The sequence below is a fragment of the Virgibacillus dokdonensis genome, from assembly GCF_900166595.1.
Classification (GTDB): Bacteria; Bacillota; Bacilli; order Bacillales; family Amphibacillaceae; genus Virgibacillus; species Virgibacillus dokdonensis.
In genome coordinates this window covers 2,921,922-2,934,551 of the sequence record NZ_LT745763.1, presented here as the reverse complement: position 1 = coordinate 2,934,551, position 12,630 = coordinate 2,921,922, and the positions used below count along the sequence as shown (strand labels likewise).

The following is a 12,630-nucleotide window of genomic DNA, read 5'->3' as shown; positions in this document are numbered from 1 at the left end:
AGAGGAAGGTCGACTAAAAAGGGCTTGCCGCCCGACGTCGGCATACCCCTGTTTTAGTGACATGATTCCTAAATATTTCGTTGATTCGTTTCATTCGCTACGTTGCTAAACGTGCGCCCCGATCCTTTGTTCTGAATGCTTGGGGATATCCGAGTTCTTAGCTAGAGCTTCCTTCTATCGCACAAGTTGCAGTTGTTTAAGCCCGTTGTATATACCTGATTCTTCTACAGAAGTAGTTCTGTACTTGGCATAAGCAAATAGCTCAGGGTTACTGTTTTCCATCGCGAACCCTTCCCCTACGACTTGTAACATTTCCTTATCGTTCATTCCATCACCAAAAGCGATTGCTTGACGTGGCTCTATATCTAAATGCTGCAGCACGCTTTTTATCGCTTCTCCCTTATTAACTTGTTGACGAATGATATCATAGCAATTTGATATATTATTTACGGTTACTTCTGACAAGTGGATGTCTGTATCTAATTCTTCATAAGCCTGTACTTGACTTGGTAAAACATTAATTATAGAGGAACCTAGGATTTGTTCGTGTACATCTGTAGTTAAAAGTTGGTTGTTTCTAAGTTGAAAAACGTCTACAAAATTCTTGATGACAGGATGTGACAGTGAAGTGTAATAGTTTTTATCTTTTGTATAACAAACTAATTCATGGTGATTTTGCTTTGCTAAAGCTAAAAACTGTTCTAATATTTGTTTATCCATTGGTTTATTAACAAGTATGTGGTTTTCATAAATTGCATAAGCTCCATTGTAGCCTATGTACCCTTCTACTCCCAATTCTTCACCTAATTCTTTTACTTCATGTAAAGGTCTTCCCGTACAAATAAAGACGAGTATACCTTGTTGCTGTACTTGTTTAATTGCGTCTTTTGTACAGGCAGTGTAAGTATGGTTTGGGGTTAAAATAGTTCCATCAATGTCCAAGAATAGCGTTTTGTATGTCATGATTGGTTCATTTCTCCTTTATTAATTTTTGAAGGTATCATCCTATCTATTATTGAAATGATTGTATTATTTGTCAACGATACATAAGCTTTGTACTGGAAAATGGTACGTACACAGTGCTTTAAATAATTAATATAATTGTTCCATAAGCTTTTTATTCTCATACATGAATTTACTTAATTAGAATGAAAACGAAACTACTCTTGTATTATAATAGATGTAACTTCCGTTAATTGTGTTAGAAAACTTGACTGAATGAAGACGTCCTTTATATGGAAACGCATTCTAAAAAAGAGTTAGACTTATTGACTTTATACCTGTTCAATTGTAGACTATATTCAGTAGCTATTTATGTATGAGGTGAGAGAAATGTTTCAATCGGTGCTTACAATTGGTGCAATATTAGCAGTTGCAGTAGTTGCAGTTAGTCTGATACTACTAAAAGCGACTTCAAAGGAAAGCTATACAGGTTACTTCCCAGGTATTTTAATAGGTTTAACTGGGTTGGTGTTTCTTATGTTAGCTTCCGTAATCGGAAAAGTAGAAATCATGGGCGCTGGTTTAGGGGGATGGGGCATTGCATCATTATTTGCTGCAGCGATTGGCCTCATTATTACAGCGTTAACTGACACGTATGCAAATGTAAAAGCGTAACAAAAAAGAGCGATACTTTTTCGCTCTTTTTTGTTTGTACTAAAGAAAAGTATGCTCTTAGGGTTTAGTGTGTAGCTTTCACCGTAAAGCAAGTTTATCTATACTTTTTTTTGGACCAAATAAGTGTAGCCATTATGTTGTTCGACTTTGTGTTCCTTCATTAGCCTACCGAGTGCCCGTTTAAAAGCTGCCTTACTAATGTGAAAAGTAGCTCGTATATCTTCTGGGTCACTTTTGTCATCAAATGGAATAGAGCCATTATTTGCTTGAAGATGGTCTAAAATTTGTTTTGCATCTTCCTCCATGCTTTCTTTTTTCTTTGGACGAAGGGAGATATTTAACGTTCCATCGGTCTTTACTTCAATTACTCTTCCTGTGACAAGCTCTCCTAATCGAGGTTCTTGCTTGCGTTCGGTGTAATGAATGAAACCTCGGTAATGTTCAGATGTAATTATTGCCGAACCTTCTTTGCTAGTGAAATACACTGTACCAGAGATAGGAGTATTCCATAATTCTTCTGGAGCAGATTCTATGTCTTGTAAAATTACGGATTCTGTAGCAGGAAAAGCAAGTAACCTTCCTTTTTTATCTCGTCCCAACGTTACATATAAGCAATCATCGATTTGTGGCCATACGTTTTCGTATAGAGGGAGGTCATCTTTAGAAACAAGTATTTCTTTCGTTGTTCCAATATCCAAGAATACGCCAAGATTAGGTATTACTTCTTTGACAGTCGCCCATCCATAGCTATCCATTTGTATGTGAGGAAGTTGTGTAGAAGCTACAACCTTCCCTTTCTTATCTGTATATAAAAATACTTCTATTTCTTCCCCAGGCGTTAATTCCTTATTTGTTTCTTGATGATGTAATAAAACCTCATTCTGTTTGTGGCTTAATACATAACCAGTATCAATCCTTCTTTCAACTAGCAAGTTCTGAATAGTTCCAGTTAAATGATGCATCATTTTAACTCCTTTTTTCCACTATAATATAAATTTGTAGGGTTTATCGTATTAGCTTCGCCGTAAAGATTTGCCATAAGGCAAGTTATTGTGATATGTATTGGAAAAGGGGTACCCATCTTAGAGTACCCCTTATATTACAAAGTAACACATAAGTCTTATAATAACTCGATAGGAATCGAGTGAGAAATTCATCATTAATTTCAGTACGTTTGAAATAGTCATCAGATGTTACGTACGAAGGTAACTATCCAACTAAAAGATGCGATAGTTGAAGTAATGTGTTCATGGATGCCAATTCTAAACAACTATTACGTTACTCATTTAAAATATGATTCATGCTAATTTCATCTATAACCGCGGTAATCTTTCCACTGGATGTTCTCTAACTTAAGCAACGTAAGCCCTACCTGCTCTTACGTCCTTGCGACCCCGAAGTCGCGCCAGTGTGAATAAGCATGGTCAAAAACATAGTAGAATGCCAATGCTTATATGCCACTTCATTACAATTAATAAATACTATCATATTATTATTGTTTTGTCAATTATGAATTTCTGAAAAAGATTTTGCATGTGATCTAGAAGAGGAAAAGTAGCTTCATATTAGGTATACTATAATTTAGAAATTTTGTAGCTTACTTTTATATAAACAGTTTCTTCGTGTACTGAAAGAGAAAAACTTGTATAAGTAACCCATTGTTGTGGGGAAATTAGGATTAATACTTAAAAGCCATGATAAAAAGGAGCATGATTAATGGATATGCAATTACAACACAAAACCGTGCTAGTTACTGCTGGAAGTAAAGGGTTAGGAAATGCGATTGCTACAGAGTTTGCAAAAGAAGGAGCAACTGTGTTTATTAGTAGCCGAAATGAAGAAAACTTAAAGAGGGCTGTAAAAGAAATAAAAGAAGCTACGGCTAATCCAAACGTGGAATACTACGTATGCAATATGAAAGATGCGGATGCAATTAAGCAAATGATTCTCTCTATTGTAGAAAGAGAAGGGAAGGTAGATGTTCTCATTAATAATGCTGGAGGTCCGCCAGCAGGAAGTTTTCTCGAAATGGATGATGAAAGCTGGTATCATGCATTTGAATTAAATTTACTTAGTTTTGTAAGAACGATTCGTGAAGTAGTTCCGCATATGAAACAGCATGGAGGTGGGAAGATTGTCAATATCGCTTCCTCTTCTATTAAGCAAGCACTTGACAATCTAGTTTTATCTAATACAATGCGACCAGGTATAGTTGGTCTTTCCAAAACGTTAGCTCAAGAACTAAGTGAAGACAATATATTAATTAATACGGTGGGTCCAGGTTCTGTGAAAACAGATCGGGTTCTTGATTTAAACAAGAAAAAAGCAGATAAATTGCAAACATCGCCAGAAGATATCATGGCTAAAGCTGAACAAAATATTCCCATGAAGCGCTATGGTAAGCCAGAGGAATTTGCCAAAGCAATTGTATTTTTAGCTTCCGGAGCAAATACGTATATTACAGGTCAAGCTTTAATCGTAGATGGCGGGCTTGTAAAAGCATTGTAGATAAAATAAATGTATGGTTTCCCTAAATTCAAACTAAACTGTATGAAAAGCATTTGAGAGGAAGTGGATGATATTACGAAATCAAGCAGGTCATTACTAAGCAAGTGAATAAGTACACGTATGGCTTGAATTTATAAAAAAGTACACTTAAGTTTGGATTTGCAGAAATATTCATAGAAAAGAATAGCTACAGTGTGACGGTTTAGTTTATTAACCTCAGAGATGATTGGACGATGTGATAATATAGGTAGACTTCTATAGGCGGCGGTGAGACCCAACAATGCGATTAGAATGAACTGGGTCACCCGCCACTCGTGTAAAAGTGACATATATTTTCCGTGAGGGATGAATTCATCACAATGCCAGTGTTTAAATAGATAAACGGCTTTCGACTTCATCTTAAAGTTAATGAACTAAATTTGTTATGCCAAGTGTAATGAGTAATAGCGGGGGAAGAAAGGTGAGTCGTTGCATATGCCTATTTTTCGTTAGTATTCTGCCTGCTGTTAAACCTAGGTATAAGAAAGCGCCACTCATGCAAGCAATTAACAAAGCGGTTAGAATAGGGGCATATCCTAGCATGGATGCACCAATCCCAGCGCCGAATGCATCTAGAGCTAAAGCAAAGCCAAGCAATACCGCTTCACTTGGTGAAATGATACCAGAACGATCCAAGTCAGCTTTATCAGGTGTAGATAAAACAGTTGTTAAAATATTTTGTTTCCGCTTCTGGTTTTGATTCGACGTGTCCGATTTTGAACGTAAACAGTTAATAAAAGCAAAGCAACCTAGTACAATTAAGATACTTCCTCCGAGCATACTTGCAATATCTGGTGTAAGGACAGTAAGAAACATACTACCAATAGTCATAGATACAAATACGATAACTCCAGAGCATACCATAATAATGAAAAGAGCATTAAAAGGGACACGAATGTTACGCATACCATAAACAACTCCTGCACTAAAGCTGTCTAAACTTACCGCAATTACTAATAGAATTAACCCTGTATAAAATAGCATAGCATCAATTCCTTTGCATTGTTCTAAAAATATTGTATGTACGATGTTATTTGTTGTGCGTATCCAACTTCTGAATACCTCGTGATAAATCATACGCTTTATATTCACTGCATATTCTGTTTGCGCTACAGGTAAGTATAAAAATTTTAGGATTTATAGGTTAAGCAAAAATTAGGCTTTCTCCATAAAAATTTGGAGATAAATCAAGTTTTTCTAAGACGAATAACTTTTCTCCTCACTAGCTGTGCAAGTACACATTTTTCCGAAGCTTATGCCTTTAAGGGTTGGAGTGTCAAAGAAACTCGCTTTTATGTTATGATGAAAAATAGGTAACGTTAGAGAGGATTTTAAATATGAGTAAAATAGTAGTATTAGCAGAAAAGCCTTCTGTAGGACGGGACATTGCCCGTGTATTGCAATGCAATAAAAAAGGAAATGGTTTTATGGAAGGTTCAAAATATATCGTCACATGGGCGCTAGGGCATCTTGTGACGTTAGCAGATCCTGAGGCTTATGATGCAAAATATAAAACATGGAAATTAGAAGACCTTCCGATGCTGCCGAAAGAATTAAAATTGACGGTAATTAAAAAAACAGGGAAGCAATTCCAAGCTGTAAAAACACAACTTCATCGAAAAGATGTTCATGAAATTGTTATTGCTACAGATGCTGGAAGAGAAGGAGAGTTAGTAGCTCGCTGGGTGTTGGAAAAAGCAAATGTGAAAAAACCTGTTAAGCGCCTATGGATTTCTTCTGTAACGGATAAAGCAATTAAAGATGGATTTAAACAGTTAAAACCGGGGAAACAATTCGAAAATCTATATGCTTCAGCCGTCGCAAGATCTGAAGCGGATTGGTATGTTGGTCTTAACGCTACAAGAGCTTTAACAACAAAATTTAATGCCCAACTATCCACTGGTCGTGTGCAAACACCAACCTTAGCGATGGTAGCCTCAAGAGAAAAGGAAATAAAAACGTTTCAACCGAAAACATACTATGGAATAGAAGCAAAAACGAACAAAGAGTTTTCGCTTCTTTGGCAAGATGAAAAAAATAATAAACGACTTTTCTCTAAACAAACAGCTGAAAAAATAATTCAGAAAATAACCAATGAAGCGCTACAAATTGTGCATGTTGAGAAAAATTATAAGAAAAAATCTGCACCACAATTGTATGATTTAACAGAATTACAACGTGATGCTAACCGAATGTTTCAATTTTCTGGTAAGCAAACTTTGTCTATTATGCAAAAACTATACGAACAGCATAAAGTATTGACCTATCCTAGAACAGATTCACGTGTGATTTCAACAGATATCGTTTTTACATTAAAAGATCGCGTAAAAGCGTGTGGCGTAGATGCTTACGCTCGTCATGCTAACAAGATTTTGCGTAAAGATTTAAAATTACCAAAATCAGTTGTAAATAATGCGAAGGTAACAGATCACCATGCGATTATTCCTACCGAACAATCTGTTATGCTTTCGGATCTTGATGATAAAGAACGAAAAATTTATGATTTAGTTGTAAAGCGGTTTTTGGCAGTTTTATCAGATCCTCATGAATATGAACAAACGACAATTATCGCTGAAGCAAAGGGTGAAAAGTTTGTTGCACGAGGGAAAATGGTTAAGAAACAAGGCTGGAAGGAATTATATCAGCGCAACTTCTCGGATGATATAGAAGAAGATGAACAACAATTACCGACTATAGAAAAGGGACAGCAACTTCACCCTGTTCGTTATACGTTAACACAAGGAGAGACGAAACCACCAGAACGATTCACAGAAGGTACATTATTACAAGCAATGGAAAACCCTGTTCGTTACATGAATACGTATGATACAAAGGTAGCCCATACGTTAAAAGATACGGGTGGGATTGGTACGGTCGCCACACGCGCAGATATTATTGAAAAATTATTTCATAACATGTACATGGAGTTGAAAGGAAAGTATATCTATTTAACTTCAACTGGCAAACAACTGCTTGAATTAGTACCAGAAGATTTACGTTCCCCGGCATTGACAGCCGAATGGGAGCAAAAGCTTAGTCAAATTGCAGAAGGAAAAGCGAAGAAAGAGCAGTTTATTTCTGAAATTAAAGGCTACACAAAACAAGTTGTTCGGCAAATTAAATCCAGTCAGGAAAAATTCAAACATGACAATATGACGGGAACAAAATGTCCAGATTGTGGAAAACTCATGCTGGAAATATCCAATAAAAAAGGGAGAATGTTAGTCTGTCAAGATCGCTCATGTGGACATAGAAAGAATATTGCCAAGCAGACAAACGCTCGTTGCCCTAACTGCCATAAACGTCTGGAACTTCGTGGAGAAGGAGAAGGGCAAATTTTCACTTGTAAATGTGGGCATAGAGAAAAATTATCTACTTTCCAGACAAGAAAAGAACGAGAGAAAAAGCATAATGTTTCGAGAAAAGAAGTTAATAAATACTTGAAAAAGCAGGATGATGATGGATTTGCTAATAATGCATTAGCAGAACAGCTGGCAAAACTAAAGTTGAAGAAATAAATGAGCTATAACAACCTTGTGATAGCTTTTATCACAAGGTTGTTGTTCTTAAATGCTTATTTATACCGCTTTTCATCTAGTGCTTGATGGGATTTTTCGAGTGTTTTCACCTTGCTAGGTCGCTTCTCATTTGCCATTTGTTTTGTAGCTTCAATGGGATCATCTTTTGCTCTTTATAATTTTCAGCGCTACATCCTCACATCTAGTTGCATTAACATTTGGTAGCTATATGTTCGCATAATAAAAACTTCTTTTGAGTTGTCATCATGCTATTGTTGAATTGAACTACTTCAATAGTCAACATCCAGCATGCTCTAAACGTAATAAACAGCTGTTAAACCATCTATAAAATATCACTCAAAATGAAATTTTTTAAAAAAGAGAAATTATACTAAAATAAAGTATTATCACAATGTTTGTATGATGGAGGGAATAATGAAAAAATCGAATATAGCTTATGAGGTGAAAAAGATAGAGAAAGAAGTGGAATTCATACGTAGATATTTCCATCAATATCCGGAGTTAAGCAACGAAGAAATTGGAACTTCAGCTTTTATTCAAGAAAAATTACGGCAGTTTGAAATCCCTTTTGAAACCGGATACGCAACACATGGTGTATTAGGTATTATTCATGGTAAGTCATCAGGAAAAACCGTGGCGCTTCGTGCTGATATGGATGCATTGCCTATTCAGGAATTAGTCGACCACGCTTACCGTTCAACATACAAAAATAAAATGCATGCTTGTGGTCATGATGCGCATATGGCTATGTTGTTAGGAGCGGGTTATGTGTTGCAACAATTACGTCATGAATTTAATGGAACGGTATTGCTCGTATTTCAGCCCGCTGAAGAAGATGCGCCAGAAGGAGGAGCCCAGCGATTAATGGATGAGGGTATTTTCTCTGAATATGTTCCAGATGTAATTTACGGTCAACATGTATGGCCGGATTTGCCTGTTGGGCAAATTGGTGTAAGAAATAAAGAAATGATGGGCGCTTCGGATAAATTTGAAATCACGCTTACTGGGGTTGGCGGGCATGCAAGCATGCCTCATCAAACCACGGACGTGATGGTAACTTTAGGCCATGTTATCACCAGTTTGCAAACCATTGTTAGTAGAAGTCTAGATCCTTTGGAGGCATCCGTTGTAACGATAAGCAAAATAACGGGAGGCGAGGCAGCGAATATTATTCCAAATCAAGTAAAAGCGGAAGGTTCTATTCGTACCTATGAGCCTTTTATACGAGCTCGCCTGAAGGAACGTTTTTTCACTATTACGAAACAAATTGCAGAAGCTTTTGAAGTGAAAGTAGATATTACGTATCAAGATGGTTATCCTGCTACGATTAATATACCAAAATGGGCCAGTCTAGCAAGGGAAACAGCTAACGAATTAAATCTAGATACACCAGAAATAAATCCGTCTTTAGCTGGTGAAGATTTTAGTCGCTTTTTAGAAAGTTATCCTGGTGCATTTATTTGGTTAGGTACTCAATTAGACGAAACTAATAAACAAGCTTCCCTACATGATGCGCGCTTTCAAATAAATGAACGTGCTTTACCTATCGGAACATCCTTTTTAGCGCAGTTAGCGATAGATACGTTGCATGCTTTTGAAAAAGAAACATAAAAATAGGAAACAATAATGGGGTGTGCAATTGGAGTAGGTTGATCCGTTTCACGTATTGAATTTAAAGTTTTTTTTCAAAGCTGTTTACTTGCAATCATGTTCTCATGTATCATTAAATAAGAAGTAAGCTTGGTTTAATGATATAAGGGAGGTTAATATAGATGGCTTTTGTTATTTTAGATCCTTGCCGAGGCGAGAAGTCAGGGGAATGTGTTAGCGTTTGCCCTGTTGATTGTATAGAAGAAGGTCCTGATCAATTTTATATTGATCCAGATATTTGCATTGATTGTGGCGCTTGTAAAGCAGTATGCCCTGTAGATGCCATTGAAGAAGAATACGATCTAACTGCTGATCAAGAAGTCTTTCTAGAAAAAGCAGAAGAATTTTTTGCGAATAAATGACGTTGTAATTTAAAGAAGAAAACGAAAAATACATTTGTATACTACCTTTTAAATAAAAGAAATGTCTTTTAGGTGGTAAAAATACTTGTCTATAGATTGCACCTCCCATCGTTGAACATCAGTTAACAATTGGAGGTGCGTTTCGTTTTTTCTACTATAGGAAAGTATTAAATTTCTAGTTAATAGCATAAGCAAAACGATGGCGCTCCATCGCCATAAAGACTGGGTGATGCTAAGTTTTTTTAAAACGATTAAAAGCAAGCTAAGTTTTCTAGAGCCTTTTACTTCTGCTTGACATCATTTAATGTAAAACGTTCACATACCAACATCATATCTTCTGAATATGCAAGACCTACATTCCTAAGTTCCTGTTTTAAGAACTTTTCATTGCGTATCTTTCCAGTATTGATATGTTCTATTTCCTTCTTCCTCTGCGGTAGCGAAATCTTCTGGAACTTCATTCATAGGCATTATTTGTACGTCGATGGTTTTAATAATTGCTAGTGGCTCCTCATTGCTATTTAAAATAATGCTATAGTCTTGGACAGTATGAATTGGTTCATTTTCCGATTCATAAAATATTTGCCCAGAGCTGTTTTTAGACCATCGATAACCAGTTGAGCCAAATAGTCGTCTGGGTCATCGTCAAATTGCCAAGCGGTTACAGCTGTTGGTTTTTCTTCACGTCTAGCATTCCAAAAATTATCCCAATAGGTTTTCGATATGTTGTTCATTCCTTTTCCCTCCAGCAACAAAATCACAGATTGGTTTTCTAATTATTAGTGGGGGGTGAAAGAAAGCCACCCAGTGATGAAAATTTCACTTTATTATATTAAATCCTATCGCTTAACTGATTGATCTTCTGCCTTTTCAGCTAATTTACTGGCAATCCAACGCTTCGCTGTTTCGTCATCTACGTCGTATACTTTTCCTGCACGTAGTAAGTCTCCGTGGTAGACAGTTTGAACGTTCATTTTCACCTTCATTAATTTATAACTCCTTTTTATCCATGATGTATAAGTGTATTATCCATTATATCATGAATATAAAAGGAAAAAGTAAATGAGGCGCAAATTAGCAGTGATGCAGGATAGGGAGTAATGAGGAAGAGAAATGTGCTGGAAGTGTTCGCGAAGAAGTGATTAAAAGTATCATTTCATGAAAAATATTAACATTCATTCAAGTAGTCCTTCTATCCAATTATTTTCATCTTTATATATTTTGAACATGAAATACATAAGAATGGTGAGTGCGAATAAAGGACTATTTTCTTCCACAGTGTCCTCAAACTGAAAGGTTGTTTTCAAGCTAAGGGATGCAACTTTAATCTTGGCAACTTTATTATGATTAAACTTTATTTCTAAATCTCCAGCCCAATTTTCCTCGATTAGAATTTGATGATTTTCTACCTCCCCCATAACACAAAAATAAAGTATGTTACTCCCTAATTTATCTTTGAAATGATACTTTTTAGAATTAGTTTGTAGCTGATACTCGGTTAATACGAGGCGTTTCCAACCATTTTTCTTTATTCCAAGAACATAATATTTTTCCTCATCATAGCTTGTATAGGTAAAAACACGATCTTTTTCAAGTGTATTAGCAGTTGTTTTGCGAATGTATCCGACCTCTTCTTGATCAATGGTTATAGGTATGGATTTTTTTGCTGAAAAATAAATAGGAGCTTGTAAATGGTAGGTTTTCATTTGTGTTCCCCCTTATTTATAAATATACGAATTAGCATAGTTAAGGTTTCGAATTATTATATGGCTTTAAAGAAATTACGTAAAGTTTACATGTAATTAATACTAGCCAAATAATTGTTTTGTAGAATAGGGGAAGAGTGCTCAGCGAAATCAAAACTTTATACATAACAATCATTAGAAAGGGAAAGAGAAGTGGTTTTTTTCGGTGAAAAGCACTTGAAGATTACATCTATTAGGAGGGAACGGGCTTGAAAAAAGCAAAATACGTAGGACTATCTTTATTACTTTCAATTGGATTTCTCTCTGCTTGTGGGGATGATGCGGATAATGCACAAGCAAAAAAAGGTGAAGAAAAATTAGACGAGCTCTCTGTGCAATTTGTTCCTTCACAAAATGCAGATACACTAGAGGCGAAAGCAAAGCCTTTGGAAGAATTACTTAGTGAAGAATTAGATATTCCTGTTGAAGTAAGTGTATCTACGGATTATAACACGATCATAGAAGCTATGGATTCAGAACAAGTGGATGTTGGATTTTTACCACCAACCGCCTATGTACTTGCACAAGAAAAAGGTTCAGGCGATGTCATGTTGCAAGCGCAGCGTTATGGTGTAAATGATGATGGTTCCCCAACAGAAGAATTAGTGGATTCATATAATTCTATCTTTATTGTCAATGAAGATTCTGATATTGAGTCTGTTGAAGATTTAAAAGGAAAGAAAATTGGTTATCAAAATGTAACATCTTCAGCAGGCTTCGTTTGGCCAGCAGCTACATTACTAGAGGCTGGTATTCATCCTTTGAACGATGTGGAGCCAGTAACATTAAAAGGGCATGATCAAGCGGTGATTTCTTTGTTAAATGGTGACATAGACGCAGCTGTAACGTTTCAAGATGCTCGTAATGTCGTTGCTAGTGACTATGAAGATGTTTTTGAAGAAACACGAATTATTGAATTTACGGAACCAATTCCGAATGATACCGTAGCGATTCGTCCTGAAATTAATGATGAAATGAAGAAAGCTATTACGGATGCTTTTATTGCTATTGGAAAAGACGAGGAAGGTCAGCAAATCATTCGTGATATTTATTCTCATGAAGGATACGTAGAATCACAAGATAGCAATTTTGATATTGTGAGAGAATATGAAGAAAAGGTAAGTAAAGAAGTAGAAAAATAATCTTACAGACTGCGTTTCTGTGACTACA

Annotated in this window: 11 protein-coding genes and 1 pseudogene; 6 read left to right on the top strand and 6 right to left on the bottom strand. The window is 36.0% G+C overall.

The window, feature by feature from the left end; all coding sequences use genetic code 11:
- Positions 1–174 precede the first annotated feature (174 nt).
- A complete protein-coding gene (locus tag B2C77_RS15360) occupies positions 175–963 on the bottom strand; it encodes an HAD family hydrolase (RefSeq protein ID WP_077705580.1) in 789 nt (262 codons plus the stop codon).
- A gap of 369 nt (positions 964–1,332) precedes the next feature.
- Here B2C77_RS15360 and B2C77_RS15355 point away from each other — a divergent pair, with 369 nt between their 5' ends.
- Positions 1,333–1,617: a hypothetical protein gene (locus tag B2C77_RS15355; protein ID WP_077705577.1), complete on the top strand. Its 285-nt coding sequence runs from the start codon at positions 1,333–1,335 to the stop codon at positions 1,615–1,617.
- Between the two features lie 98 nt (positions 1,618–1,715).
- Here B2C77_RS15355 and B2C77_RS15350 read toward each other — a convergent pair whose 3' ends face one another.
- Positions 1,716–2,579: a CvfB family protein gene (locus B2C77_RS15350; protein WP_141130742.1), complete on the bottom strand. Its 864-nt coding sequence runs from the start codon at positions 2,577–2,579 to the stop codon at positions 1,716–1,718.
- Between the two features lie 754 nt (positions 2,580–3,333).
- Between B2C77_RS15350 and B2C77_RS15345 the strand changes: the two genes are divergently transcribed.
- Positions 3,334–4,125 (top strand): SDR family oxidoreductase, encoded by a 792-nt coding sequence (locus B2C77_RS15345; protein ID WP_077705572.1) that lies wholly within the window; start codon positions 3,334–3,336, stop codon positions 4,123–4,125.
- Between the two features lie 405 nt (positions 4,126–4,530).
- Here the strand turns inward: B2C77_RS15345 and ytaF are convergent, their stop codons facing one another.
- On the bottom strand, positions 4,531–5,148 hold the full coding sequence (gene ytaF, locus B2C77_RS15340; RefSeq protein ID WP_077705569.1) for a sporulation membrane protein YtaF: 618 nt from the start codon (positions 5,146–5,148) through the stop codon (positions 4,531–4,533).
- Positions 5,149–5,501: 353 nt separating this feature from the next.
- Between ytaF and B2C77_RS15335 the strand changes: the two genes are divergently transcribed.
- The 3 genes from B2C77_RS15335 to B2C77_RS15325 all read left to right on the top strand — a co-directional run bounded on the left by B2C77_RS15335 (position 5,502) and on the right by B2C77_RS15325 (position 9,715).
- On the top strand, positions 5,502–7,682 hold the full coding sequence (locus tag B2C77_RS15335) for a DNA topoisomerase III (RefSeq protein ID WP_077705566.1): 2,181 nt from the start codon (positions 5,502–5,504) through the stop codon (positions 7,680–7,682).
- 435 nt (positions 7,683–8,117) lie between these two features.
- Positions 8,118–9,314: a M20 metallopeptidase family protein gene (locus B2C77_RS15330; protein WP_077705563.1), complete on the top strand. Its 1,197-nt coding sequence runs from the start codon at positions 8,118–8,120 to the stop codon at positions 9,312–9,314.
- Between the two features lie 161 nt (positions 9,315–9,475).
- Positions 9,476–9,715 carry a ferredoxin family protein gene (locus tag B2C77_RS15325; protein WP_077705560.1) on the top strand — a complete coding sequence of 80 codons (240 nt, stop codon included), beginning with the start codon at positions 9,476–9,478 and terminating at the stop codon, positions 9,713–9,715.
- Positions 9,716–9,996: 281 nt separating this feature from the next.
- Here the strand turns inward: B2C77_RS15325 and B2C77_RS15320 are convergent.
- The 3 genes and pseudogenes from B2C77_RS15320 to B2C77_RS15315 all read right to left on the bottom strand — a co-directional run bounded on the left by B2C77_RS15320 (position 9,997) and on the right by B2C77_RS15315 (position 11,421).
- Positions 9,997–10,449: pseudogene (locus B2C77_RS15320) on the bottom strand (ASCH domain-containing protein).
- A 105-nt stretch (positions 10,450–10,554) separates the two neighbouring features.
- Positions 10,555–10,701 (bottom strand): hypothetical protein, encoded by a 147-nt coding sequence (locus tag B2C77_RS21755; RefSeq protein ID WP_176087344.1) that lies wholly within the window; start codon positions 10,699–10,701, stop codon positions 10,555–10,557.
- Positions 10,702–10,890: 189 nt separating this feature from the next.
- A complete protein-coding gene (locus B2C77_RS15315; RefSeq protein ID WP_077705557.1) occupies positions 10,891–11,421 on the bottom strand; it encodes a tubby C-terminal domain-like protein in 531 nt (176 codons plus the stop codon).
- A 248-nt stretch (positions 11,422–11,669) separates the two neighbouring features.
- Between B2C77_RS15315 and B2C77_RS15310 the strand changes: the two genes are divergently transcribed.
- The gene (locus B2C77_RS15310; RefSeq protein WP_077705554.1) at positions 11,670–12,602 is read left to right on the top strand and encodes a phosphate/phosphite/phosphonate ABC transporter substrate-binding protein; all 933 of its coding nucleotides are present in this window, start codon (positions 11,670–11,672) and stop codon (positions 12,600–12,602) included.
- The last annotated feature ends 28 nt before the right edge of the window (positions 12,603–12,630 follow it).

Bases quoted from the DNA above. Each gene is read 5' to 3' on its own strand.
- B2C77_RS15360 (WP_077705580.1), bottom strand. From the start codon at position 963: ATGACATACAAAACGCTATTCTTGGACATTGATGGAACTATTTTAACC.
- B2C77_RS15355 (WP_077705577.1), top strand. From the start codon at position 1,333: ATGTTTCAATCGGTGCTTACAATTGGTGCAATATTAGCAGTTGCAGTA.
- B2C77_RS15350 (WP_141130742.1), bottom strand. From the start codon at position 2,579: ATGCATCATTTAACTGGAACTATTCAGAACTTGCTAGTTGAAAGAAGG.
- B2C77_RS15345 (WP_077705572.1), top strand. From the start codon at position 3,334: ATGGATATGCAATTACAACACAAAACCGTGCTAGTTACTGCTGGAAGT.
- ytaF (WP_077705569.1), bottom strand. From the start codon at position 5,148: ATGCTATTTTATACAGGGTTAATTCTATTAGTAATTGCGGTAAGTTTA.
- B2C77_RS15335 (WP_077705566.1), top strand. From the start codon at position 5,502: ATGAGTAAAATAGTAGTATTAGCAGAAAAGCCTTCTGTAGGACGGGAC.
- B2C77_RS15330 (WP_077705563.1), top strand. From the start codon at position 8,118: ATGAAAAAATCGAATATAGCTTATGAGGTGAAAAAGATAGAGAAAGAA.
- B2C77_RS15325 (WP_077705560.1), top strand. From the start codon at position 9,476: ATGGCTTTTGTTATTTTAGATCCTTGCCGAGGCGAGAAGTCAGGGGAA.
- B2C77_RS21755 (WP_176087344.1), bottom strand. From the start codon at position 10,701: ATGAAGGTGAAAATGAACGTTCAAACTGTCTACCACGGAGACTTACTA.
- B2C77_RS15315 (WP_077705557.1), bottom strand. From the start codon at position 11,421: ATGAAAACCTACCATTTACAAGCTCCTATTTATTTTTCAGCAAAAAAA.